We start from the raw sequence: 25,529 nt of genomic DNA, 5'->3' as shown, positions 1-25,529 counted from the left end.
GGAAAAAGAGCAAGGAAAAAGGCAGAACAATATACCTGGGAAAACTATGGAAAAAGAGTTAATGGAATTTACAACCTGGTGAATAATCATGAGTAAAATTTTATATGTTCATAATGCAGATTTTTCAAAACCATGTGCAAATAGAATTCAAGTTTTGAATATGTGTAAGGCATTTAAGAAAATTGGGCAAGATATTACACTTATGAGCTTTAATAGTGATAAAAATACTATTAAAAGAGTTTATAATGAAAATGTTGATTTTAATATAATTTCATTGAAACCTTTTTTAAATTACTATTTTAGAAGTTTGTTGTTATTTTTGAGGTTTTTAAGTATAAAAAGTAATTATGAATATATATACACGAGAGATTTAATATTTGCCTTTTTAGTTTCAAAGTTCTTTAAAGATAAAAAGGTAATTTATGAACTACATGAAATTAACGAAAGAAGAACATGGTTACTTTTATTTAAAAACTGTTTAAATATGTTAAAAGCTGTTATTACAGTTAATCCAAATAATATAAAATATTTTAAAGATAATAAAAATGTTTCAAAAATGGTATTTTTACCTAATGGTGTAGATTTAAATAGGTTTGATATTAATATTTCAAAAGAAAAAGCAAGAGATATGTTATATTTACCAAAGGATAAAACAATAGTATCATATATAGGAAGTTTGCAGGATTGGAAAGGATATAAGACATTTTTAAAATCTTATGAACATTTAAAAAATAAAGAAAATATGGTTTATTTAATAGTTGGAGGTAGTGAAGAACAGGTGAGTAAATTAAAAAAAGAATACAAAAATAAAAATATAATTATTATACCTTTTGTTGAAAATTCTAAGGTTCCTTTATTTTTAAAAGCATCGGATGTTTTAGTTATTCCAAATTCTTCTAAATATGAAATTTCAGTTAAATATACTTCCCCATTAAAGTTATTCGAATACATGGCATCAAAAAGACCAATTATAGCAAGTGATTTACCAAGTATTAGGGAAGTTGTTAATGAGAATGAAGTTTTATTTGTTAGACCTGATGATGAAAAAGATTTAGCTGAAAAAATAGAAAAACTGATAAAAGATGCTAATTTACAAAATAAATTAATACAGAATGCATTTGATAAGGTTAAGGGTTATTCCTGGGAGAATAGGGCTAAACAGATTATTTATTATTTTTTAAACAAATTAAAACTATTGGAATAGATCCAATGGCATGAAAAGATAAGGTCGAAAAAATGATTAAAGATATATTACACAAACTTAAATACTTAAAAGGAAAATTAAAAAATAAGGAAATCAGACAATTATCTGAGAATTTTGCATCTCTTTTTACACTGCAAGGTTTAAATTATATTTTACCTCTGATTACATTTCCTTATTTAGTTAGAGTTTTAGGGCCTGACAAATATGGACTTATAGCTTTTGCTAGTGCATTTATAGGTTATTTTGGTATTATAGTGGATTATGGATTTAAATTATCAGCACCGAGGGAAGTAGCCATAAATAGGAATAACAAAGAAAAATTGTCAGAAATTTTTAGTTCTATAATGGTTATAAAAATTGTTTTTATGATTTTAAGTTTTATAGTTTTATGTGTTGTAGTATTTTCTTTTGAAAAATTTAAGCATGATTGGATTGTCTATATATTTACATTTATAGGAATTTTAGGAAATGTTTTATTTCCAGTATGGTTTTTTCAAGGTATGGAACGAATGAAATATATTACATTTTTAAATATAATCTCTAAAACAATATTTACAATCTCCATATTTGTTTTTATAAAGAATACTTCAGATTATATCTATGTTCCACTTATAAACTCTTTAGGTTATCTAGTAGCAGGTGTTTTAAGTTTAATTTTTATATTCAAAGAATTTAATGTTGTTTTTAAAATACCTACTAAAACAGAAATTATTCATCAATTAAAAGAAGGGTGGCACATATTTGTTTCTACAGTTTCAATAAATACATATACAAAATCAAATATGGTTATATTGGGATTGTTTACCAACAACACTATTGTAGGATATTTCGCCGCAGGATATAGACTAATTCAAGCATTTTTGGGCATGTTAAATCCAATATCTCAAACATTTTATCCATATATTAGCAGATTGACATCAGAATCTAAAGAAAAAGCCATATCTGTTATTAAAAAATTAATAAAAGGTGTTGGGGTATTTACATTTATTCTTTCTTTGTTGATATTTATATTTGCAGATTTGATAGTAAAAATAGTATTGGGAGAGCAATATTATAACTCAACAATAGTCATTAGAATTTTGGCATTCTTACCATTCATCATTGGTTTAAGTAATATATTTGGCATTCAAACGATGCTAACATTTGGTCATAAACGAGCATTTACAAAAATTATTATTGCGGGTGGCATTACCAATATAATTTTAGCAGTTATTCTAGTTCCATTTTGGAAGCATATTGGTATTTCCATATCTATATTAATCACAGAGATAGTTATTACACTATCAATGTATATATATCTTAAATGGAAAAAAATAATTTAATTAATTAAATGGAGGTATTATGTATGAAAACTGACATTCTGATTATAGGGGCAGGAATTGCTGGAATAACATTAGCGGAAAGATTTGCATCAGAAGGAAAAAAAGTTTTAATTGTAGAAAAGAGAAATCACATAGGGGGGAATTGTTATGATTATTATAATGAACATGGTATTTTAGTGCATAAATATGGGCCACATATATTTCATACAAACTATAAAGAAGTTTGGGATTATCTATCTAAATTCACAGATTGGATTTATTACCAACATAAAGTTTTAGGAAATATTGATGGGGAATTGGTACCAATACCGTTTAATTTAAATACCGTATATAAATTATTCCCAAAGAAATATGCTGAAAAATTAGAGGAAAAACTAATAACTCATTTTGGATATGGAAAAAGAATTCCAATTTTAGATTTAAAAAATATTGATGATAATGATTTAAAATATTTGGCTGAGTTTGTTTATGAAAAAGTGTTTTTGAAATATACAATGAAACAATGGGGTTTAAAACCAGAAGCGATTGATAAGTCTGTAACGGCAAGAGTGCCTGTTGTAATAAGTAGAGATGATAGATATTTTAATGATAAATATCAAGGTATGCCAAAAAATGGTTATATAAAGATGTTTGAAAGAATGCTTGATAATAAGAATATTAAAATTTTATTAAATACTGACTATAAAGAAATTATTGATTATATTAGTTATGATATAATGATTTATACTGGAGAAATTGATTATTTCTTTGATTATAAATATGGTAAATTACCATACAGATGTTTAAATTTTGAATTTAAGACATTTAATGATGATTTTCAGCCAGTTGCAGTAGTTAATTATAATAATAACTATGATTTTACAAGAATAACTGAATTTAAAAAAATGACTATACAAAAACATGAAAAAACAACGATATGTATTGAATATCCTTCAGATGTTGGTGTCGTTGCTTATCCAATATTAAATGAAGGAAATAAAAGAATTTTGGAGAAATATTTGGAAGAAGTTAAAAAATTGGAAAATAAAAACATATATTTTATTGGAAGATTAGCAGAATATAAATATTATAATATGGATGAAGCTGTTAAAAGAGCTTTGGAATTATATGATGGATTAAAAGGGTGAATACCATGGGAATTTCAATCTATGAAGATACTAAAATATATATTTGCTTACCTTCAACTAAAATAACCGGCGGCATAGAACTCTTACATCAATTAACATATCATTTAAGGACAGAACTAAATATTGAATCTTATCTTTATTATCCTTTTGAAGGCCCTGAGCCTTACCATGATGTCTATAAAAATTATAATAATATTTTTATTCATGAAATTGAAGATTCAGAAAAAAATATTTTAATATACCCTGAAATTTATTGGATAAAACCAATAATGTCTAAATTCAAAAAAATTAGAAAAGTCCTTTGGTGGCTAAGTGTTGATAATTTTATCATATATAAAATACTGTTCTCAAAAAGGAATTTCTTTATATATAGATTAATGAATAAAATAGGTCATATAGTACTCAACAAACAAATTTTTGATATAAAAGAAATTATGTATCAAAAGTTTAATTATGACTCTAATGAATTTGTAAAAATTATAAAACACGACTCTTTCGTAAAATTAGCTGATTATCATATGGTTCAATCTTTCTATGCAAAAGACATATTAGAAAAATCAAATATAAAAAAACCAATATATTATTTATCTGATTATCTAAATAAAGACTTTTTAAAAATTAAAACCGACTTATCACAAAAGCAAAACATTGTAGCATATAATCCTAAAAAAGGGTATTCATTTACAAAAAAAATCATTAAAGCAGCACCAGATATAGAATTTATTCCAATTATAAATATGACAAGGGATGAAGTAATAAAAACTTTACAAAAAGCAAAGGTTTATATCGACTTTGGAAACCACCCTGGAAAGGATAGAATACCAAGGGAAGCTGCTATTTTAAGGTGCTGTGTTATTACAGGTAAAAGAGGTTCAGCAAGATATTATGAGGATGTTCCAATTCCAGAAGCATATAAATTTGAAGATCAAGTAGAATATATCCCCAATGTCATAAATAAAATTAAAGATTGTTTTGAAAACTTTGAAAAACGATGTTGTGATTTCGACTATTACAGAAGAGTAATAAATGAAGAACCTGATAAATTCGTTTCAAATTTAAAACAGATATTCAAATAAAGTAATTTAATAAATTTTCTGAAATAATTTTAAAACATGATAATTAGTATATATTAAAGAATTGATCAGAGACTAATTTTATTTACTAAGGGGATAATTATGAAAATTTCCATATTAACACCTGATTTATCACGCAACTGTCTTGGTAGAGCATATCTTCTAGCTAAAATGCTGCAAAAGTATTATGATGTAGAAATTATTGGACCCATGTTTGGAAATGGAATATGGAACCCCGTTGCTAATGATACAACCATTACCTACAAATCTATTAAAATTAATAGCAAGTTTGGCTTGAAACATGTTAAAGAGTTAATTAATCTTGCAGATGGAGATGTAATCTATGCTAGTAAGCCTACATATACAAGCTTTGGCGTGGGATTATTAATAAAATTTTTGAAGAATAGACCTTTAATTTTAGATATTGATGATTGGGAAATGGGGTTTATAAAAGAAAATTTTAAAAATTCACTTGCTCGTTTTAAATCCCTAGTTTACTGGCAAATATTACTTTTTGAAAAATTATATTTTCTCGCGGATGAAATCACCGTATCAAATAGCTTTTTACAGAAAAAATTTGGTGGAACAATTATATGGCATGGAAGAGATGCAGAAAAATTTAATCCTGAAAAATACGATTGTAAAGAGTTGAGAAAAAAGTACCATATAGAGAAAAATAAAAAAATTATAATGTTTTTTGGAACCCCCCGACCACATAAAGGCGTAGATGATTTATTAGAATCTGTGAGGTTAATTAATAATCAAGACATAATTTTAGTAATTGTGGGTATCGATATTTCTAACCAATATTGTAAAGAATTAATTGATAATGCCAAAAATACACTAAACAATCGATTTATATGGTATGGTTTGCAACCTTTTGAAAAGATTCCAGAGATTTTATCTATTGCAAATGTTGTAGTCATACCTCAGCGGGAAAGTTATTCAACCGTTGGACAAATGCCTGCAAAAGTGTTTGATGCTATGGCAATGGCAAAACCCATAATTGCTACAAAAGTTTCTGATTTACCAGAGGTATTGAAAGGATGTGGATGGATTGTAGAACCAGGTAATCCAAAAAGATTGGCAGAAACTATTGAGCTTGTTTTAGATGATGACGAAAAATCTAAAAAAATAGGTTGGAAAGCCAGAGATAAATTTATAAAAAAATACAGTTGGAATGCCCTAGAAAAAAAATTAGTAAATATATTTAAGAATTATGAAAAATAAAATTTCGGCCTTGATGTGAAGAATTATTAAACTTTAAGTCTTATTAATCGTATCGAAGCTGAAAGTTATAACTTCATAAAAATAATTTATAAAATAAGTTATTCAATCACCATCATTATTATCGATTCCATATTTGAAAAATAAGAACAATATTACAACTAACGCAAATAATCTACAAATAATTCTCCCAGCAATTGCTCCAATTAACCCATAGTAATATACAAACACAGGAGATATAATTATTAATAAAATGGCTGAATAATTATAAAATTTATTTATTAAATCTCCTTTTTTTTCTTTTATTAGATAATTATATGGAAGAATATATAAAAAACTTATAAAACTTAAATGAAAAACCATACTCAACCAAACATAGTCATAATATTTTGGATAAAACCACTTGAAAATAAACGGGGCAATAACCCAATAAATCAAAATTAAAAAAACAACAACTAAAAAAAACTTTTTAAAATGCTTCATTAAATCTTTTTTACCCATATCTTTGGAGGCAATCTTTGGAAGTAGCATTGGACTAAAAGCGTTTGCAAGTATTTTAATTTGGTTAGGTAATAATGTAATAATTTTAAAAATAGCTAAATCAGAAAAACCTAAAAAGTAAGCTACAACTAAACTATCAAAATTATTTGCAATATTGGATAATGCCATTGAAAAACTAATACTTTTTCCAAATTTAATACCTTCTTCATCTATTTTTTTATTTTTTACAAATTTTTTAACATAGAATAGACTAAAATATCCATTAATTAATATTTGAGCTAACACTGTAATTACAACAATCCAAAAAACACTTTTTGTAAAATATACCGTTATAACTATCAAAATTGTTGAAATAATATTAAAAAATGATGATAATTTGGTTAAAATATCAAATCTTTTTTTACCATTTATTAAATTTGGATAAAATCCAGAAAAAGAATAAAATGGAAAGATAAAAGATAATATCAAAAAAATCAACATTACATCAAATCTTCCATAAAAATACTCATAAATGGAAAATCCCAACAATAACAAACTTCCAAACCAACTCCATTTAAAAACTTCTTTCAGAGCTCTAAAATATGTTCCTTCATAACCTTTTGCAACTGCCTGAACAACTGCAACACCCATTCCAGGAAGTGTAAAAATTCCTGCAATACCTAAAACTGTTATTGCAAAACTATACTCTCCAAAAACTTCTTTTGACAATAAATTGGCAAAAACTATACTTAAAATAAACCCCTTTAAAGTTCCGAAGAACTGCCCAACACTTAACCAAAACCCTCCTTTTATAAAATAGGGGAGATCTAAACCTACCTTTGAAGAATACTTCTTTGTAAGATTATATATCTTATCTTTTAAATTGTTGTAGTGTTTCTTTAACATATAAACCCCGAGTTTTAAATTTTACTTTTTAATAATTTCTCAAAAATCTTTTTATATTCTTCAACAGAGCTCTGCCAATTAAAATTATCTTTTATAAATTTTTTTGCATTTTTCCCGTAAATTTCTATTAATTCTTTATTTTTAATTAATTTAATAATTCCATTTTTAATTTGTTCAGGACTGTTATCTTTTAACAAAATACCTGTGTTTCCATCAATAATGACTTCATCTCCACCTTCATAAGGACTTGCAACAATAGCCTTTCCACAACACATTGCCTGTAATAGTGAGCTCGACAAACCGCCACCCTTATAAGATGAGTGAATATAAATATCAGACGCTTTAACAATCCCTATTGCATCTTTAAAATCTTTTTTCCCAGTGAAATAAATACCGTTATCCAAATAATCTCCTGAAAGTTTTTTAAGTCTTTCTAAGTCTTCACCATAACCTACAATAATTAAAACAGTTTTTTCTTTTATATTTTTTGGGAGCTCCCTATATGCCTTAATAATATTCTCAACACCTTTCCATTTATATAAACGACCAACAAAACATAATCTTAATTTGTTTTTAAATTTTTCCTTTATATTATTATTTTCTTTTATGCTTTCAATATGTTCTATTTCCAATCCTCTATATACAATGGGAATATTATTATCTTCAATAAAATTCTCCACAATAAAATTTTTAACTGCCTTTGATATTGCTATTACACAGTCGGATTTTTTAAAGATTATGTTTCCAATTATTTTATCATAAAAATAGGCCAGTTTATTTGTAAATTCATTTTCTACTTTAATAAATGCACTTCCATGCTCAACATGGATTAAGTTTTTTCTATTCCATCTAAATTTTGCAAAAAGAAATCCCAAAAATGTATTTGAAAAAAATCTTGTTCTTGTCATCACAATATCGAAATCTATTTTATACAAATTAAAAAACATCTTCCAAAATTTAATATTAAAAATATTTGGGACCGGATAATTCGATATGATTTCGAATGCAGGGTATCGATAAACCTTAACATTATCGTGCCTTATTTCAAACTCTTTATACTTTGGGATATTTGGTGCAAATATATAAATATCATAATTTTTATCATTAGATAAATATTTTACAAATTCATCCACATGAGTTTCCAATCCTCCTATATGTGGGACATAATACCCCGAAAAGATAATTAACCTAATCCTCATAATTTACATCTACTTTTATTTTTTATTATTATTTATTTTTTATAATCTCAACACACTTAAATAAATTCTTAGCAGTAAAATCTGCATCTGTTTTCTCATCATCATATAGTATTCTTATGGTTTTACAACCTACACTCTTTCCACAAATAATGTCGCTCTCACTATCTCCAATCATCCAGCTTTTATTGAAATCCATATTCCATTTTTCCTTAGCTTTTAAAAGCATGCCGTTTTTTGGTTTTCTACAATCGCATGTTCCATCTAGATGGGGACAATAGTATATATCGTCTATCTCAGGCAATTGTTTTAGCATATACTCATGAACAACTTTTAAATCATTCTCAGTCATTATACCCTTTGCAATTCCCTGCTGGTTGGTAATTACTATCAATAAATAACCCATCTTTTTAAATTCAATTAATGCATCTTTTACCTTTGGCAATATCTCAAATTCTTCTATTTTTTTAACATAGTCCCCAATTAACCGTTTATTAATAACCCCGTCCCTATCAAGGAATATTGCTTTATTCATATTTTCCCTTTATTCTCTTTTAGTATCAATTCTATGTTTATTTGAAATAACGATTGATGATATTATATGGTTATTTACCAAACAACTCTTCCAAACTAACTGTTGCAGTTCCAACTTTTCCAACTACTATTGAGCTCGCCTTATTTGCCAGTTTAACTGCATCGACTAAATCATATTTTTTACTTAAAGCATAACCAAGTGTAGCAATATAGGTATCTCCTGCACCAGAAACATCGTGGATTTCCCTTACCTCTGTTGGGATGTGGTGTATCTCATTGTCAAGTGTAATTAGTGTCGAACCTTTTTCACTTCTCGTAATTACCACATTTGTATTATACCTATCTACAATTTCCAATCCTGCTTTTTCAACATCTTCATTGTTGTTTTTTATTTCCCTTCCAACAATTCCAGAGGCTTCTTTTAAATTTGGTTTTATTAAAAATACATTTTTATATAAGTGTATATTATCAGGTTTTGGGTCTATTAATATTCTGCCTTTAAATTGTTTTTTTATATTTTTCATTAAATCTTCTGTAATTACCCCTTTTGCATAATCTGAAATTATCAATATATCTGGATTAAATTCTACTATTTTATCAACAAACATCTTTGAATAATTACAATTTAGTGGATGCTTTTCCTCGTAATCTACCCTTAAAAGTTGCTGATTATAGCCTAATGCAACAAATCTATGTTTTACTATTGTAGGTCGTCCATCGGTTATAAAGTGGTATTTTATATTCTTTTTTTTGCATAATTCAGCCATTTGCATTCCAAAATTGCCGTTTTCATTACATACTCCCAATAAAACAACATCCTCATCCAAAGATGCGATATTGTTTGCAACATTTCCTGCTCCTCCAAGTGCGTATTTCTCTTCGACTACGTTCAATACAGGAACTGGTGCTTCTGGATTTATCCGTTCAACCTTTCCGTAAGTGTATTTATCAAGCATTACATCCCCTAAAACACATATCATTTTTTCCCTCCACTGTTTTTGTTTTTTATTTATTCATTATTTATTCCTTGTATTTTTCCAAAACCCATTCAATTATATTTGTTGTAGAAAATCCCTCAATCAATGGGATTATTTTTACTTTTCCACCATATTCTTTAATTATTTTTGATTCTGGCAAATCTTCTTCGTTATAGTCCCCTCCTTTCACATGAATATCCGGTTTTATAATTTTTATTAAATTTATTGGAGTTTCTTCATCGAATGGAACTACAAAATCGATTGATTTTAAATTATCCAGAATATATACTCTTGATTCCAATGGAATAATGGGTCTTTTATCTCTTTTTATTTTTTTTATGGATTCATCAGAGTTAATACCAACTATTAAAACATCTCCAAATCTTTTTGCATGATTTAAATATTCAACATGCCCTTTATGAACTATATCAAAACACCCATTTGTAAAAACAATTTCTAAATTTTGGGCTTTTAGCTCACTTACTATATTTTTTAATAGATTTCTATCGTTAATTATCATGATTTCACATAATTATTTTTATTTTTTTATTTTTTATAATTCTTTTTCAACTTCTTCACATATTACATGATATATCGTTAAATGACATTCCTGTATTCTTGCGGTATTGTTTGAATCAACAGTTAATGGTAAATCAACGATGTTCTTTAACTTTCCTCCATCCTTTCCAAGTAATCCGATGGTATATATTCCCATTTCTTTTGCCTTATTAACTGCATTTATTACATTTGTGGAGTTTCCACTTGTGGATATTCCAACCAAAACATCCCCTTCCTTACCTAATGCCTCAACCTGCCTTTCGAATATTTTATCAAATCCATAATCGTTTCCAATTGCTGTCAAAATAGACGTATCTGTTGTAAGGGCTATTGCTGGAAATCCCTTTCTTTCTAATTTGAATCTTCCCACTATTTCTGCGGCAAAGTGCTGAGCATCTGCGGCACTTCCACCATTCCCACATATTAATATTTTATTTCCATTTTTTAAGGAATTTTTTATTATTTCAATACATTTTTTTAAATTTTCTTCATTTTTATTTATAAAATCCATCTTTACATCTACTGACTCTTTAAAGTGATTTTTTAACATGATGCACCCCTTTCATTATTTTATCAGGAATATTTAAAAAATATACAGATACATGTATATATTATTAAAAAAGGCATATAAATTATTTTTCGCCATGAACAAATTTTTCAAACATTGCATTATCCCAAGTCCCAAAATAAGTGTGTTTTCCAGTTAAATTTAAATAGTTTAATGTTAAGTTTTCCTTGAAATATAAAAGTTTCGGAGCTCTTGCAAAAACATTTATTTTATTTCCCTCCACAAGTATAAAAAATGGTTGCATGTAGTTTATTTTTGGATGAGAATATGCCGTATTTACAATAACAGGATAGTGCTGTCCATCTATGGAACCAAAAACCCAGCCCTTTATTTTATCGAGAAGTGATTGTTTTATATAGATATACTGGCAGGGATAGGTTTTATTATTGTATGTAAGGATGGTATATCCAATTTCCATATTATTCAATTTTTTATTAAACAATCTTATGGATTTTGCCAATTTCATTTTATATTCCTTAACAAGCTTTTCATCTGGTAGTTTTTGATATATTATACATCTTTCAACTTCATCGTATCTTTTTAATTTGCAGAGTGCATTTAATTTTGAAATATATTCCTTTAATTCCATGCTGTATTTTTTTAAATAATAGCATTTCCCAAATATTAATTTTGGAGCATATTTTACATATTCTTTTGGTATTTTAGTGGTAATTTTATTTAATAGAAGATTTCCAAGTTTATTTCGTTCATTGTCGTTTAAATTTACCAACCTATCATTTGGATTAAATCCATTATTTTTTAAAAATAAAATAGACTGAGATTCATTTTTAAACAGTGGAACTTCATTAAAATATGACAGCGACCTAAATAATGGATAATTTTTTCCATACAACAATAAATCATCTTTTTCAACAATGCCTAAATTTTTAAAATAATTCTTGTATATTGATATATCGTTGTTTTTGTAGAGCTCCCCCAATATTTTAGAAAAATAAATTGCATCATCATGATTATTTGATGATATAATATTATATAATACATCGGATAACATACTATAAATTAACCATTAATCATTATTTATAATTTACTGGTTTTATATTGGTGATATTATGAAACTATTTGGAACGTCGGGTATAAGAATGAAAAACTTAAATCCAGAGATTGCATATAAAATAGGATTTGCAGTATCTCAGATAGCGAAAAATGTTGTAATAGGGCGGGACACCAGAACAACAGGAGGATTAATTAAAAATGCACTTATTACGGGGCTTTTAAATGGAGGGTCCGATATAACAAACATAGGTATTGTTCCAACACCGACTCTTGGTTTTTCGGCTAGAAATTATGATGTAGGTATTATGATAACGGCATCCCACAATCCACCAGAATATAACGGCATAAAGCTTTTTAATAAGGATGGAACTGCATTCAGACCAGAGCAGGAAAAGCAGATTGAAAAAATTGTATCTAACAAGGATTTTAAAAGAGCAGACTGGAATTGTGTTGGAAGTGTTTGGAAGGATGAAACCGCAATAAAAAAGTATATGGATTTTATTCTTGAAAATGTGGATATAAACAAACCTTTCAATGTTGTTGTAGATTGTGCAAATTCAGCCGGTTGTGTAGCCTCACCTTATTTATTTACCGATGTAGGAGCTCATGTAATATCTATAAATGCCCACATTGATGGAAGGTTTGTTGGAAGAATGCCGGAGCCTAATGAGAAGAATTTATATGAAACTATGAAAATGATAAAAGGTCTGAATGAAAATAAAGATAAAAATAATGATAATAATATTAATGGCGGTAGATATATAGGAATTGCCCATGATGGCGATGCCGATAGAATGATAGCCATAGATGAAAAAGGAAGATTAACTGATTTTGATAAACTGCTTGCCGTATTTTCCAGATATATTGTAGAAAAAACCGGTCAAAAAGCAATAATTACCACAGTGGATGCTTCAATGGCTGTTGATGAGTATTTAAAAGATTTAAATGTGAAAGTAATTAGAACAAAAGTGGGAGATGTTGCAGTTTCAGAGGCATTGAATAAATATAATGCTATTTTTGGTGGGGAGCCATCGGGAACATGGATTCATAAGGATATACATTTAACTCCTGATGGGATTTTATCGGGATTGAGAATTTTGGAGATGATGGAATTCTATGGTAAAGAATTATGTGAGCTCATGGATGAGGTTCCATCATATGTAAATTTAAGAGAAAAAATTCCATGTCCCGATGATAAAAAAGTGAATGTAATGAATCATGTAATTGAAAATGGAGAAAAAATATATAATGTAATCCCTGAGACAATTGACGGAGCTCGGTTTAATTTAGAGGATGGATGGGTGCTTATACGACCTTCTGGAACTGAGCCTTATATTAGAGTGAGAGTTGAAGCAAAAGATTATAGGGTGGCAAAGGAGCTCTTGGAAAAAGGTATCAAATTGATTAAAATGGAAAATGAATATTATGATAAATGAATTATATTTTAGATTATTATTTATTAATTATTATGAGATTTATTATTCTTCCTTAGGTCTATATATAACTTCTAGGTGTGGATAAGCTATTTCAACATCCTTTTCTTTTTCAAATTTTGTAAGTATATTTTCTATAATTTTAGTTTTTATATCTGCCCATTCAAATGCATCAACTAAATATCTTACTTTTATTTCTATACTGCTGTCTAATAGTTTTATCCTAACAATAGGTTTATCGCAGATTTTTGCCCTTGTAAATAGTCTGGGTTTGTTCTTCCAAACTTCCGCGAGCTCCTGCATCATATCTCCAACAACCTCATTACAAGCTTCAAAAACAAGTTTCTCAGCCTTTCTCCAATTACTTTCATAAGTTATTGTTACTGTTACATTATCCCAAACATACGAAGAACCTTTTGTATAATTTGTTATGGCATTTGTTAAAACATAGGCATTTGGAATAGTTAAATTTCGTCCTGTTGGCTCTTTATCCACTTCTTTTAAATAGATATGCATGGTGTCTATTTTATATACATCTCCCATTCCTACATCCTTTATATATATTCTATCGTTGATTTTAAAAGGTCTTGTTAAAATAAGATGTACCCATCCTGCAAAATTCATAATAGGTCGTTGTAAGGCAAAAGTCAATGCTGCACCTATTAAACCAAGGGACATTATAATGGAACCTATACCTCTATACAATAGTGAAATTGCAAGTAATCCTGAAATAAACCAGATTATATATTTAAATACCAGTGCAAACATTGGATAATCTCTTAACTCCCCTTTTTTTTCAAAAAATTTTCTTATTAATTCCAAGGATATATCTAAAAATATCAATGTTCCAAGGAATAATACTACTAATATAATTACCTTATCGCTGTATATTTCAAATATTGGTACATACTGATATATATTTAATGTTGTTCCCAAATAATACAATATACTAAGTAAAATTATTATTTTAATCAAAAACTTAGCATTAAATATTAAATTTTTGTTAATCATATTTTCCCTTAGATTATATTTTTAATTAAAAAATTTTAATTTTTTATTTTAAATAAATTTTTATATGTATGTTGTAAAATAATTATTAAAATATCTTTTAGGTTTTTATGTAGTTATATTAATAATAAAAATTATAAAATTATATATTATACTTAAATAAAAACGGTGAAATTATGCATATAAAAATTAACAACGGTATCAATGAATGTGATGTCTATTTAATAGGAACAGCTCATGTATCTGGCGAGAGCATAAATGAGGTTGAGAGGGCAATATCTAATATAAACCCTGATTTGATAGCTGTTGAATTGGATAAAGATAGGTTTTTTGCCATTACAAATAATAATGTTGGTAAGATGAAAAATAATGGTAAAAATAATATTGATATATTAAAATTAATAAAAGAAGGAAATATAGGTATTTTTTTGATTCATACTATTTTAGCGAATTTTCAAAAAGATATTGGGGAGAAGTTTGGTATAAAACCAGGTAGTGAAATGAAAAAGGCGGTGGATTTAGCTATAGAATATGGCAAACCAATATCTTTAATAGATAGACCTATAAATATTACATTGAAACGTGCATTGAAAAGCATGAGTTTTAAAGAAAAATTAAGTTTTTTATTTGGGATTTTTGATGATAAAAATAATCCAGAATTGGATGAAAAATCATTAAATGAAATGATAAATAATGCGGAAGATTTGATTAAAATTTTAAAAGAAATGTCTCCATCAATATATAAAGTTCTTGTAGATGAAAGGGACAAATTTATGGCAAAAAATATTTTTGAAATTAGTAAAGAAAAGGAAAAAATACTGGCAGTTGTGGGAGCAGGTCATTTAAAAGGAATAGCCAATTATCTAAAAAAGCTTGAAAAAAATGAAATAGATATAAATTTAAAGGAATTAATGGAGATAAAAAAGGGGAAAAATTATTTTAAAATAATATTTTCGGCAATAGTATTGTGTATTATATTATATGGATTTTATTCAATATCTTCAAATCCTGAAGCCCTAAAAAAATTAACTATTGACTGGATATTTATAAATGGTAGTTTATCAGCACTCGGTGCAATCCTTGCCCGTGGGAAGATTCCATCAATTATTTCGGCATTTCTTGCAGCACCAATAACCTCTTTGATTCCAGTAATTGGAGCAGGTTATGTTGCAGGGCTTGTTGAGTTAAAATACAGGGGTATTACATCAGAGGATATTGATGAATTGTTCAACTCCGATGATTTAAAAAGGTTAATGAATAACAATATAATAAGAGTTTTAATGGTTGCAACACTTTCCAGTATTGGAAGTGCCATTGGGACATTTTATTTTGTTCCAGGATTTTTGCATTTATTTTGGTAAATAAAAAAGATAAAAAGATAATAAAAATAGTTTATAATAACTATATATATAGAAATGTTAGTTTTTTAGTATGTCTTTGCAACTGCGATATACTCTTTTCCGTCGTATTCAGTGGTTCCAAGAACAGAGGCATCTATTAAATCTTCAAACTCTTCGTTGTATATATCTTTATTATATGGTATCAAAATTATTCCCTTTTTCTCTGCAAGTGTTTCTTTTATCTTATCTGTGAGGGCTCTACTATATCCATCATCTATTACGGTAATGAATGAATTTACTCTTTCATTAGCTTTTTCTTTAATTGTTTCCATTATGGAATCCATTATATTGTTTATTTCATTTAAGTCCTCTTCATCTATTTGGAATTTTTCTTCTGTATCTCTTCTGAATAATGTAATCTTTTTATTCTTTATATCTCTTGGACCCAATTCAATCCTAAGTGGCACCCCTCTTAGTTCCCAGTCGTTGAATTTCCTACCTGGCCTTATGTCTCTATCATCAAGTTTTACTCTAAATCCTTTTTCTTTTAATAAGTTATATACTTGTTTTGCCTTATTAATTACAATTTCTTCTTTTCCTTTAAATAATAGTGGAACAATTACTATCTGAATCGGTGCAACATTTGGTGGAAGAATAAGCCCTTTTTCATCCCCATGGAGTGCTATAATTGATGCAATTACCCTATCGGATATACCGTAGCATGTTTGATATGCATAGTCCTTTCCACCGTCTGCGGTTTCAAACTCCAACTCAAAGGTTTTTGCAAAATTCTGCCCTAAATTATGGACTGTTCCTATTTGCATAGTTTTTCCATCTGGGAATATGGTATCAAATGCCATAGTGTATTCTGCACCTGGGAATTTATCCCATTCTGGTCTTTTTGATATGATTGTTGGAATGCCGAGCTCATCAAAGAAATTTTTATATATGCCTATTGCTTCCCTTACCTGGTTTTCAGCATCCTCTTTTGTAGCATGGGCTGTGTGGGCTTCCTTAAATGTCATGATTTCTCTTAATCTAATAAGAGGTCTTGTATGCTTTGTTTCATATCTAAATGTATTTACAACTTGATAAACCTTTATTGGAAGGTCTGTATGCACCTTTATCCACAACTTCATCATATAGTATATGGGTGTTTCAGAAGTAGGTCTTAAAGCAAGTTTTACATCAAGAGGCGCTGTTCCACCATGGGTCACCCAATAAACTTCATCTTCAAATCCTTTTATATGCTCCCCCTCCTTTGCAAGAAGGTCTTCTGGGATGAGCATTGGAAATAGTGCTTCCTCATGCTCTGATTCATCGAGCATGTTTCTTATTATTTCAAATACATACCTTCTTATTTTAAAGCCATAAGGTAGATAAACACCACATCCTTTTATTGGATATCTTAAATCGTATATTTCCGCTTTTTCAAGTATATTTCCATACCACTCTGAGAAATTTTCCACTGTTTCACCTATTATTAATATATATTATAATATTTTCTAACTGTAAAAATACATAAAAATACATAAAAATGAAATACTAAATGAAAATATAAATAAAATATTATTTAAATTATTTATAAATATACCATATAGTATATTATGCATCATAACATAAAAAACTATTTTAAAATATGTATATTTATTATGGTAATTTATTATAACATTTATTATATCATTGTTTTAATAAAAAGGAAGAAAAAGGAAAAAAGGTAAGAGGTATAAACATGTCAGTTGATTTTGTTAAAATTGCGGAAAAATGGCAAAAAAGATGGGAAGAAGACAGAATATTTGAAGCGGATGCTGGAAATCCAGAAGAACCAAATAAAAACGAAAATAAGTTTTACATAACTGCGGCATTTCCATACTTAAACGGTGTTTTACATGCGGGACATTTAAGAACCTTCACAATTCCAGAAACAATTGCAAGATATCATAGAATGAAAAATAAAAATGTTTTATGGACTTTTGGATACCATGTAAGTGGAACCCCAATATTGGGACTTGCTGAGCTCATAAAAAAACAAGATGAACATACACTTTGGGCATATAATACCTTACATAATATACCTATGGATGATTTATTGACATTAAACACACCAGAGAACATTGTAAAATATTTCTCAAAAAAGGCTACTGAATCATTTAAAAAAATGGGATTTTCACTTGACTGGAGGAGAAACTTTAAAACGGACGATGAAACATTTAAAAAGTTCATAGAATGGCAGTTTTTAAAGTTAAAGGAAAAAGGATATATTAAAAAAGGCTCCCACCCTGTTAGATACTGTCCAAGTTGTGATAACCCTGTGGAAGACCACGATTTATTAAAGGGAGAAGAGGCAACACTTATTGAATATGTGCTTTTAAAATTTAAGTTAAAAATGGATATAAATGGAAAAGAAGAAGAATGCATCATGCCTATGGCTACCCTTAGACCTGAAACAATATTTGGTGTAGTAAATGCTTGGATTAACCCGGATGAAACCTATTATATAATAAAAGTTTATGATGAGATTCAAAATTCCGACAGCGAGGATATAACGCTAAAATACAACGGCATATGGATTGTCAGCAAAGAAGCATCTGAGAAGCTTAAAAATCAAGATAAAAAAGTAGAATTAATAAAAGAAATAAAAGGAAGTGAATTAGTTGGAAAAACTGTAATAAATCCTATTACAAACAAGGAAGTGCCAATATATCCTGCAACCTTTGTTGAAACAGAAATCGGAACAGGATGTGTAATGAGTGTTCCAGCACACGCTCCTTATGATTATGTTGCTTTAAGGGATTACTATAACAGCATTGGAAAGGAATTAACTGACGATGAATTGATACCCCTTATAAAAATAGATGGATATGGAAAATATCCTGCAAAGGAAATTGTAGAAAAAATGGGAATAAAAGACCAAAATGATGAGGAGAATTTAGAAAAGGCAACAAACAAAATCTACAAGGATGAATTCCACAAAGGTATATTAAATGAAAACTGCGGAGAGTATGAAGGCATCGCTGTAAGAGATATAAAAGACAAACTTACAAAGGATTTAATTAACAAAGGGATTGCAGAGATTCTTTATGAATTCTCAGAACCTGAGGTTGTTTGTAGATGCGGAACAAAATGCGTTGTAAAAACAGTTAAAGGGCAATGGTTCATTACATACTCAGATGAGGAATGGAAGAAAAAGGCTCATGAATGCGTAGATAAGATGAACTTTATCCCAGAATCAATAAGGGTGGATTTCCACAATAAAATTGACTGGATGAAGGATAAGGCATGTGCAAGGAAAAAAGGGCTTGGAACAAGGCTTCCATTTGATAAAAATTGGATGATTGAGAGCCTTTCAGACAGCACCATATATATGGCATACTACACAATAGCAAAGACAATAAATACAAACAATATAAAACCTGAGCAACTCCTTCCAGAATTATTCGACTATGTGTTCTTTGGAAAAGGAGATATAAAGGAGGTTTCAAAAAACACAAATATAGATGTCGAGCTCATAGAGGAAATGAGAAAAGAATTTTTATACTATTATCCTTTGGATTGGAGATGTTCGGCAAAAGACCTTGTGCCTAACCACCTAACATTTATGATATTTAACCATGTAGCACTGTTCGATGAGGAGTTTTGGCCAAGAGGCATTGTTGTAAATGGATATGTAACAATAGAAGGTAAAAAACTTTCAAAATCAAAGGGTCCTGTTCTTCCAGTAATGGAAGTTGCTGAAAAATACGGTCCTGATGTTGGGAGGTTTTACATCACCACCTGTGCCGAGCTTCCGCAGGATGCAGATGTTAAGTTTAAAGAGATGGAGAAGGCGAGGGATAATTTAATTAAATTCTACGAGTTAGCAGAGGATGTAAAGGATATTGACAATAATTTAAATGAATTGGATGAATTATCAACAATTGATAAATGGCTATTGCATAGAGCCCATAATGCCATAAAAATAGCAGATGAATCTTATGATAAATTCCACCTTAGAAAAGTGGGAATATTGTTCTATGGTCTTATGAATGATTTAAGATGGTATAGGAGGAGAGGAGGGAATAATAAGAACATATTGAGGGAAGTAGTTGAAATATGGACAAAGATACTTGCACCTATGACACCCCATTTATGTGAAGAGATATGGGAGCTCCTAGGTAAAGATGGATATGTATCAAAGGAATCTTTCCCAGTAGCTGATGAAAAATATATCGATGAATCCCTTGATTTAGGAGAGGAGTTCATAAAATCCACAATGGAAGATATAAGGAACATTATGGATGTTGCAAAAATAAAACCAGAAAAAATATATTTATACACATCAGATGAGTGGAAATATGAGATTTTAAAAATCATGAATGAAAACAGGGATAAAAATGTAAAACAGATAATGCCTATCATAATGAAACTTGACAAAAACTCTTCGAGTTTTTGTAAGTCAGCGAATTCGAAGAATTCACTTCGAAATACTGAGTTTAGAAGATATGGAAAGGAAATTCCAAAACTCATAAACGAAATAATGAAAATTGGAATAAAACCTATCATCGATGAGGTTATGGTATTAAGGGATGCAAAGGAATTCCTTGAAAAAGAATTTGGATGCGAAATTATTATAAACGGCGAAGATAAAGCAAACAAAAAGAGATTCGCAATACCTTATAAGGTTGCTATCTATATGGAATGATTTTTCTATAAAATTATTTATTTTAACCCTTTCCATAATGAGGGTATTCATATATAACCTATAAAATATCAATATTAAACTAAAATATAAGGTGTAGATATGCTTTTAAAAAACCTAATTAGTTATAATAAGGCTAAAAATATAGTATTTAATAGTTTCGATGAAATGATGAAACATAAGTATAAGATTGTTGATATCCTGAGCTCATATAATAAAATTTCTTTTGAAGATATACGAACTCCAATGAATTTACCAATGTTTAATAAATCCGCAATGGATGGATATGCTGTAATGGCAAAAGATACTTTTGGAGCTTCTGAAAATAATCCGATAATTTTAAATTTAGTTGATGAAAATCCAAATAACGCAGAAATTGGAACTGATATGTGTATAAAACTATCCACAGGAATGCCCATACCAAAGGGGGCAAATGCCGTAGTGATGAAGGAATACTGTATTGAAGAAGATGGATTTGTGGAAGTTAGAAAGGGGGTTCATCCCTATGAAAATGTGGCAAGAATTGGAGAGGATGTAAAAAAAGGAGATTTAATAATAAAAAAAGGGGAAGTAATTACACCATACCATATAGCACTATTATCATCGTCAGGTATAAAAAATATTAAGGTTTATGATTTAAAAATAGGATTAATATCTACTGGGGATGAATTGGTTGATTTGGATGATTTTAACGATATAGATGAATTAAAAAATGAGTATAAAATAGTAAATTCAAACTCACCTATGCTTTATTCGTTAATAAAAGAAACCGGACTTACACCTACAATATACAAAAGAGCAAGGGACAATAAGGAAGAAATAAAAAATACCATATTAAAGGCACTCGATGAGAATGATGTAATAATCACAACTGGCGGAACATCCGTTGGGGATAGAGACTATACAGTTGAAGTGATTAAAGAGATAGGGAATATATTAATACATGGAGTTCAAATAAGACCTGGAAAACCCTTTGGATTTGCAAAATGTGTTCTAAATGATGAAGAAAAATTCATATTTATACTGTCGGGGTATCCAGTAGCCTCTGCTGTTCAATTTGAGTTGTTTTTTAGAAATTATTTTAGGGCTCGAAAATATGTTTATCTTCCGTTGAATAGAAACATTGCATCCACACTTGGAAGGACGGATGTCGTCAGGATAAAATTAATAAATAAAAATAATAAAACCTATATTGAACCTTTGAGAATAACAGGAAGTGGGGTTATATCTTCAATAACAAAGGCTGATGGTTATGTAATTATAAATGAAAATATTGAGGGGTACGAAAAGAGTAGTATTTTAAAGGCATATCTCTTTTAAGGAAAAAGAAAAAAATAAAAATTAAGAATTATTATAATAAAATAAATATAAAAAATAAAAAAGAATGTTTTAATTATAATCTAATAATAAAAGGGGTTTTTTATGTTTGAACGTTATATTAAAGAACCATTTAAATATGCTACGTCCGATTGGAAAAAAATATTCGTTGGTGGAGTGCTGAATATTATAGCTATTTTGCCATTGGAACTACTTTCTGCCATGATAGGTGTTATTAGTTATTCTGGCAGTAGATTTGGAACATATACCCCATCAATAGAGGGTTTAACTACAATGATTGCTATATTTGTAGTGCTTTCTTTATTTACCATAATAATCTCAATTATATTGATGGGATATTATATAACTATATCAAAAAATACCATTGAATCCATAGATACTCTTCCAGAGTGGGAAAACTTTGGAACTTTCATTAAAAATGGATTTTTATACTATGTAGCTTTGCTGATTTTTGGGTTTGTAGTTATAGGATTACCCATAATATTGATGAGTGCATTATTATTTATACCTGTATATAACCATATAAGCAATTACCACCCAAATATGAATATAATTATAGGTCTGTTGCTGTTTATTTTAGTGATATGTATATTAGCCATATTGGCTATATTATATATACCTCTTGCAACGGTAAATTTTGCTAAAAAAGGATTTGAGGGGTTTTTTGAGTTTAAATACATACTTAAATTAATATCTTTAAAGTATATTGTACTGTTGATACTATTGTGGTTAATATTTGTAGTAATCAGTGCTTTAATAAATTTGCCTGCCATGGTGTTATCCATATTATCTGAGCTCTCATACAACACCACAATGCTTTATATCTCAAAAGTGTTGTATGCCATTACAGGAGGATTTACATCCTTCTTTTTATCTGTGATATATTATAGGTCTATATCAAACTATTATGTCGATAAATTAAAGAAATTAAAAAATTAATAATATTAATTAAGTAAATGTGAAAATAAATTATTTTTTGTTTTTCAAATATTCTTCCCAGTCCTTCATAAACCTATCAATACCTTTATCGGTTAATGGGTGGTTAAACATTTTATCCAATACTGCAAATGGAATTGTAGCAATATCTGCTCCGAGCTCAGCTGCTTCTATTACATGCATTGGATGTCTTACAGATGCCACAATTATCTCCGTTTTTATGTCGTAGTTTCTGAATATCTGAACAATTTCAGCTATTAACTGCATACCGTTTTGACCAATATCATCCAATCTTCCAACGAATGGGGATACATAGGTAGCTCCTGCTTTTGCAGCCATTAATGCCTGATTTGCTGAGAATATAAGGGTAACATTTGTTTTTATTCCTTCTTTTGATAAAACATTAACTGCCTTCAATCCTTCCTTTGTCATGGGTATTTTAATTACAACATTATCTGCAAGTTTTGAGAGCTCTCTAGCCTCTTTTATCATGCCTTCTGCATCAAGGGCTATTACTTCGGCACTCACTGGACCATCCACTATTGAACATATCTCTTTAATTACTTCGTGAAAATCTCTTCCTTCCTTTGCGATGAGTGTTGGATTTGTTGTAACGCCATCAACTAATCCAATTTCAGTAAATTCCCTAATTTTATTAACATTTGCAGTATCTAAGAAAAACTTCATTTTTTCACCTTTTTAATTTTTTAATATTATTTTATAATTATTTTAATTTAATTTTTATATAATTGCAAATATATTATAATTTATTATTTTATTTATTATCTATTATTTTATTATCTATACTACATAAAAATATGTTAAGAAGATTATTAATTTTTTATAAATTTTTACCCATATATACCCCAACTCGTTCATATCCCAACCTTCTATAATATTCTCTTACACCGATACCGCTTGTAATCAGTAATCTATTTTTATCGAACTCCTCTTTTGCTATTCTTTCAGCCTCCTTTAATAACAATTTACCATATCCCTTATGTTGCCATGTGGTCTCCTTATTTTCCTTTTCGGTTAATTTTTGCTCCTGACCGCACACATGCAGCTGTCTAACTAATGCTGTTTTGTCATCTATCTCTGGTCTGAATGGTTTATAAGGCATTCTTAACCTTAAATATCCAATAAGTATGTCATTTTTAACATCTTCATATGATAAAAATATTTCTGTTCCACCACTTGCAATATAATCCTCCCTACATAATTTTATATTTTCAATATCAGGAATAACTCCTTTTTTATACATTACATGTCCAACTTCCCTACATCTTATACATTTACACTTTATGCCTTTTTTATCAAGGTTTTTATAGACCAGTTCTCCTAAATTACTTTTTTTAACCCCATCTTCAATTGCTGTTGCAGGAATATCCCGCTGTATTCGTGAAGTTCTTACCCATTTTGGCATTATGGATTTTGCATATGTAATAAGTTCAATGGCTTCATCATCGTTTATAGGTTTAAATTCTCCCTTTTCCCATATCTTATATAATTCAGTCCCTTTTATTACAAGACAAGGATATATTTTTATTAAATCAGGTTTAAAATCTGGATTGTTGAATATTTCATAAAATACTTTTTTATCTCTTTCTTTTGAAGATTTTGGAAGTCCAGGCATAATATGATATGATACCTTTAAACCACTATCCTTTAAAAGCTGAGTTGCCTCTATGGAGTCTTCAACTGTATGACCTCTTTTTACATATTCCAAAATATCGTTGTATATTGTTTGAACTCCAAGCTCTACCCTTGTAGTACCTAATTTAAGCATTTGATTTATTTCCTTTTCTTTACAGTAATCAGGTCTTGTTTCAATTGTAATAGCCACGCATCTGTGCTTCGATGTTTCGTTTATTTTCTGAGCCTCTTCAAGTGTTTTCGATACTGTGGCATTCATGGCATCGAGGCATCCCTTTATAAAATTATCTTGATATTCAATAGGTCTTGCTGGAAATGTTCCCCCCATTATAATTAACTCTATTTTATCGGTTGGATGTCCAACTTTTTCAAGTTGCTCAATTCTCTCCTTTGTTTGAATATATGGGTTAAATTTATACATGAGACCCCTCATTGTGGCAGGTTCTCTTCCTGTATAACTCTGAGGAACATCTCCAAAAGTGCTTTCAATTCCACCTGGGCAAAATAAACATTTTCCATGAGGGCATTTATCGGGGGATGTCATCACTGCCACAACTGCAACCCCCGACAATGTTCTAATTGGTTTTTTTCTAAGAAATGGCAGTATTTCTTTCTTCTCATCCTCTGTTGCATATCTTATTATTTCCGAATTTGGAGGAAAACCGATATTTAAATCAAATTTTTTTAAACACTGTGCCTTGATATCTTCAACCTTTTGTTTTTTTTTCTTTGATGTAAGGGAATTTAACTTGTCCTTGTTTAACAATAATTTATTGATTATACACCTTATAAATTTTTTATAATTATTATCGCCTTTATTAAAATTATTCATAATACCACCAAAAACATTGGATTTATATATTATAAAAGTAATATAGTTATTTGTAAAATAATGTAGATAATATTTAAAAATATAAATGAAATAGATATATAAAAATATAAATAATATAAACT

General features: G+C 28.7%; 21 protein-coding genes. 10 read left to right on the top strand and 11 right to left on the bottom strand.

All coding sequences use genetic code 11. The annotated features are described in order from the left end of the window. Positions 1-88 precede the first annotated feature (88 nt). From F7B34_RS02550 to F7B34_RS02530, 5 genes are all read left to right on the top strand, one after another. Positions 89-1,204 (top strand): glycosyltransferase family 4 protein, encoded by a 1,116-nt coding sequence (locus tag F7B34_RS02550; RefSeq protein ID WP_292460130.1) that lies wholly within the window; start codon positions 89-91, stop codon positions 1,202-1,204. A 32-nt stretch (positions 1,205-1,236) separates the two neighbouring features. Next, positions 1,237-2,526: a flippase gene (locus F7B34_RS02545; protein WP_292460129.1), complete on the top strand. Its 1,290-nt coding sequence runs from the start codon at positions 1,237-1,239 to the stop codon at positions 2,524-2,526. A 23-nt stretch (positions 2,527-2,549) separates the two neighbouring features. Beyond that, positions 2,550-3,653 carry a UDP-galactopyranose mutase gene (gene glf, locus F7B34_RS02540; RefSeq protein WP_292460127.1) on the top strand — a complete coding sequence of 368 codons (1,104 nt, stop codon included), beginning with the start codon at positions 2,550-2,552 and terminating at the stop codon, positions 3,651-3,653. A gap of 5 nt (positions 3,654-3,658) precedes the next feature. Beyond that, positions 3,659-4,729 carry a hypothetical protein gene (locus tag F7B34_RS02535; RefSeq protein ID WP_292460125.1) on the top strand — a complete coding sequence of 357 codons (1,071 nt, stop codon included), beginning with the start codon at positions 3,659-3,661 and terminating at the stop codon, positions 4,727-4,729. Between the two features lie 99 nt (positions 4,730-4,828). After that, a complete protein-coding gene (locus F7B34_RS02530) occupies positions 4,829-5,956 on the top strand; it encodes a glycosyltransferase family 4 protein (protein WP_292460124.1) in 1,128 nt (375 codons plus the stop codon). A gap of 102 nt (positions 5,957-6,058) precedes the next feature. On the opposite strand, the gene F7B34_RS02525 is transcribed toward F7B34_RS02530, so the two are convergent. The 7 genes from F7B34_RS02525 to F7B34_RS02495 all read right to left on the bottom strand — a co-directional run bounded on the left by F7B34_RS02525 (position 6,059) and on the right by F7B34_RS02495 (position 12,184). Beyond that, positions 6,059-7,339, bottom strand: coding sequence for a lipopolysaccharide biosynthesis protein (locus F7B34_RS02525; protein WP_292460121.1), 1,281 nt, complete (start codon positions 7,337-7,339; stop codon positions 6,059-6,061). Between the two features lie 14 nt (positions 7,340-7,353). Beyond that, positions 7,354-8,541, bottom strand: coding sequence for a glycosyltransferase family 4 protein (locus F7B34_RS02520; protein WP_292460131.1), 1,188 nt, complete (start codon positions 8,539-8,541; stop codon positions 7,354-7,356). A 25-nt stretch (positions 8,542-8,566) separates the two neighbouring features. Continuing rightward, on the bottom strand, positions 8,567-9,070 hold the full coding sequence (locus F7B34_RS02515) for an HAD family hydrolase (RefSeq protein ID WP_292460120.1): 504 nt from the start codon (positions 9,068-9,070) through the stop codon (positions 8,567-8,569). A 70-nt stretch (positions 9,071-9,140) separates the two neighbouring features. Next, on the bottom strand, positions 9,141-10,049 hold the full coding sequence (locus tag F7B34_RS02510; protein ID WP_292460117.1) for a bifunctional heptose 7-phosphate kinase/heptose 1-phosphate adenyltransferase: 909 nt from the start codon (positions 10,047-10,049) through the stop codon (positions 9,141-9,143). A 40-nt stretch (positions 10,050-10,089) separates the two neighbouring features. Further along, a complete protein-coding gene (gene rfaE2, locus F7B34_RS02505) occupies positions 10,090-10,566 on the bottom strand; it encodes a D-glycero-beta-D-manno-heptose 1-phosphate adenylyltransferase (protein ID WP_292460115.1) in 477 nt (158 codons plus the stop codon). 33 nt (positions 10,567-10,599) lie between these two features. Then, on the bottom strand, positions 10,600-11,154 hold the full coding sequence (gene gmhA, locus F7B34_RS02500; protein WP_292460114.1) for a D-sedoheptulose 7-phosphate isomerase: 555 nt from the start codon (positions 11,152-11,154) through the stop codon (positions 10,600-10,602). 82 nt (positions 11,155-11,236) lie between these two features. After that, positions 11,237-12,184, bottom strand: a complete 948-nt coding sequence (locus F7B34_RS02495; protein WP_292460113.1) for a hypothetical protein — start codon at positions 12,182-12,184, stop codon at positions 11,237-11,239. A 58-nt stretch (positions 12,185-12,242) separates the two neighbouring features. On the opposite strand from F7B34_RS02495, the gene glmM reads away from it, so the two are divergent. Beyond that, positions 12,243-13,622, top strand: coding sequence for a phosphoglucosamine mutase (gene glmM / locus F7B34_RS02490; protein ID WP_292460110.1), 1,380 nt, complete (start codon positions 12,243-12,245; stop codon positions 13,620-13,622). A 42-nt stretch (positions 13,623-13,664) separates the two neighbouring features. On the opposite strand, the gene F7B34_RS02485 is transcribed toward glmM, so the two are convergent. Next, positions 13,665-14,630, bottom strand: a complete 966-nt coding sequence (locus tag F7B34_RS02485) for a mechanosensitive ion channel family protein (RefSeq protein WP_292460109.1) — start codon at positions 14,628-14,630, stop codon at positions 13,665-13,667. Positions 14,631-14,803: 173 nt separating this feature from the next. Between F7B34_RS02485 and F7B34_RS02480 the strand changes: the two genes are divergently transcribed. Further along, positions 14,804-15,988, top strand: a complete 1,185-nt coding sequence (locus tag F7B34_RS02480; protein WP_292460108.1) for a TraB/GumN family protein — start codon at positions 14,804-14,806, stop codon at positions 15,986-15,988. A gap of 65 nt (positions 15,989-16,053) precedes the next feature. On the opposite strand, the gene proS is transcribed toward F7B34_RS02480, so the two are convergent. Further along, positions 16,054-17,436 (bottom strand): proline--tRNA ligase, encoded by a 1,383-nt coding sequence (gene proS / locus F7B34_RS02475; protein ID WP_292460106.1) that lies wholly within the window; start codon positions 17,434-17,436, stop codon positions 16,054-16,056. Between the two features lie 263 nt (positions 17,437-17,699). Here proS and leuS point away from each other — a divergent pair, with 263 nt between their 5' ends. The 3 genes from leuS to F7B34_RS02460 all read left to right on the top strand — a co-directional run bounded on the left by leuS (position 17,700) and on the right by F7B34_RS02460 (position 22,922). Next, a complete protein-coding gene (gene leuS, locus F7B34_RS02470; RefSeq protein ID WP_292460105.1) occupies positions 17,700-20,648 on the top strand; it encodes a leucine--tRNA ligase in 2,949 nt (982 codons plus the stop codon). Positions 20,649-20,747: 99 nt separating this feature from the next. After that, complete coding sequence (locus F7B34_RS02465) at positions 20,748-21,965, top strand: molybdopterin molybdotransferase MoeA (protein WP_292460103.1); 1,218 nt, start codon at positions 20,748-20,750, stop codon at positions 21,963-21,965. A gap of 102 nt (positions 21,966-22,067) precedes the next feature. Further along, positions 22,068-22,922 (top strand): DUF4013 domain-containing protein, encoded by an 855-nt coding sequence (locus F7B34_RS02460; RefSeq protein WP_292460101.1) that lies wholly within the window; start codon positions 22,068-22,070, stop codon positions 22,920-22,922. A 30-nt stretch (positions 22,923-22,952) separates the two neighbouring features. Here F7B34_RS02460 and fsa read toward each other — a convergent pair whose 3' ends face one another. Then, positions 22,953-23,606, bottom strand: a complete 654-nt coding sequence (gene fsa, locus F7B34_RS02455; protein ID WP_292460099.1) for a fructose-6-phosphate aldolase — start codon at positions 23,604-23,606, stop codon at positions 22,953-22,955. 154 nt (positions 23,607-23,760) lie between these two features. After that, positions 23,761-25,407 carry a tRNA uridine(34) 5-carboxymethylaminomethyl modification radical SAM/GNAT enzyme Elp3 gene (locus F7B34_RS02450; protein ID WP_292460097.1) on the bottom strand — a complete coding sequence of 549 codons (1,647 nt, stop codon included), beginning with the start codon at positions 25,405-25,407 and terminating at the stop codon, positions 23,761-23,763. Between the last annotated feature and the right edge of the window lie 122 nt (positions 25,408-25,529).

Source organism: Methanothermococcus sp., assembly GCF_015523155.1.
In the GTDB taxonomy this organism is placed as follows: domain Archaea; phylum AGJL01; class Methanococci; order Methanococcales; family Methanococcaceae; genus Methanofervidicoccus.
This window is presented reverse-complemented; position numbering and strand designations above follow the sequence as displayed.

Bases quoted from the DNA above. Each gene is read 5' to 3' on its own strand.
- F7B34_RS02550 (WP_292460130.1), top strand. From the start codon at position 89: ATGAGTAAAATTTTATATGTTCATAATGCAGATTTTTCAAAACCATGT.
- F7B34_RS02545 (WP_292460129.1), top strand. From the start codon at position 1,237: ATGATTAAAGATATATTACACAAACTTAAATACTTAAAAGGAAAATTA.
- glf (WP_292460127.1), top strand. From the start codon at position 2,550: ATGAAAACTGACATTCTGATTATAGGGGCAGGAATTGCTGGAATAACA.
- F7B34_RS02535 (WP_292460125.1), top strand. From the start codon at position 3,659: ATGGGAATTTCAATCTATGAAGATACTAAAATATATATTTGCTTACCT.
- F7B34_RS02530 (WP_292460124.1), top strand. From the start codon at position 4,829: ATGAAAATTTCCATATTAACACCTGATTTATCACGCAACTGTCTTGGT.
- F7B34_RS02525 (WP_292460121.1), bottom strand. From the start codon at position 7,339: ATGTTAAAGAAACACTACAACAATTTAAAAGATAAGATATATAATCTT.
- F7B34_RS02515 (WP_292460120.1), bottom strand. From the start codon at position 9,070: ATGAATAAAGCAATATTCCTTGATAGGGACGGGGTTATTAATAAACGG.
- F7B34_RS02510 (WP_292460117.1), bottom strand. From the start codon at position 10,049: ATGATATGTGTTTTAGGGGATGTAATGCTTGATAAATACACTTACGGA.
- rfaE2 (WP_292460115.1), bottom strand. From the start codon at position 10,566: ATGATAATTAACGATAGAAATCTATTAAAAAATATAGTAAGTGAGCTA.
- gmhA (WP_292460114.1), bottom strand. From the start codon at position 11,154: ATGTTAAAAAATCACTTTAAAGAGTCAGTAGATGTAAAGATGGATTTT.
- F7B34_RS02495 (WP_292460113.1), bottom strand. From the start codon at position 12,184: ATGTTATCCGATGTATTATATAATATTATATCATCAAATAATCATGAT.
- glmM (WP_292460110.1), top strand. From the start codon at position 12,243: ATGAAACTATTTGGAACGTCGGGTATAAGAATGAAAAACTTAAATCCA.
- F7B34_RS02485 (WP_292460109.1), bottom strand. From the start codon at position 14,630: ATGATTAACAAAAATTTAATATTTAATGCTAAGTTTTTGATTAAAATA.
- F7B34_RS02480 (WP_292460108.1), top strand. From the start codon at position 14,804: ATGCATATAAAAATTAACAACGGTATCAATGAATGTGATGTCTATTTA.
- leuS (WP_292460105.1), top strand. From the start codon at position 17,700: ATGTCAGTTGATTTTGTTAAAATTGCGGAAAAATGGCAAAAAAGATGG.
- F7B34_RS02465 (WP_292460103.1), top strand. From the start codon at position 20,748: ATGCTTTTAAAAAACCTAATTAGTTATAATAAGGCTAAAAATATAGTA.
- F7B34_RS02460 (WP_292460101.1), top strand. From the start codon at position 22,068: ATGTTTGAACGTTATATTAAAGAACCATTTAAATATGCTACGTCCGAT.
- fsa (WP_292460099.1), bottom strand. From the start codon at position 23,606: ATGAAGTTTTTCTTAGATACTGCAAATGTTAATAAAATTAGGGAATTT.
- F7B34_RS02450 (WP_292460097.1), bottom strand. From the start codon at position 25,407: ATGAATAATTTTAATAAAGGCGATAATAATTATAAAAAATTTATAAGG.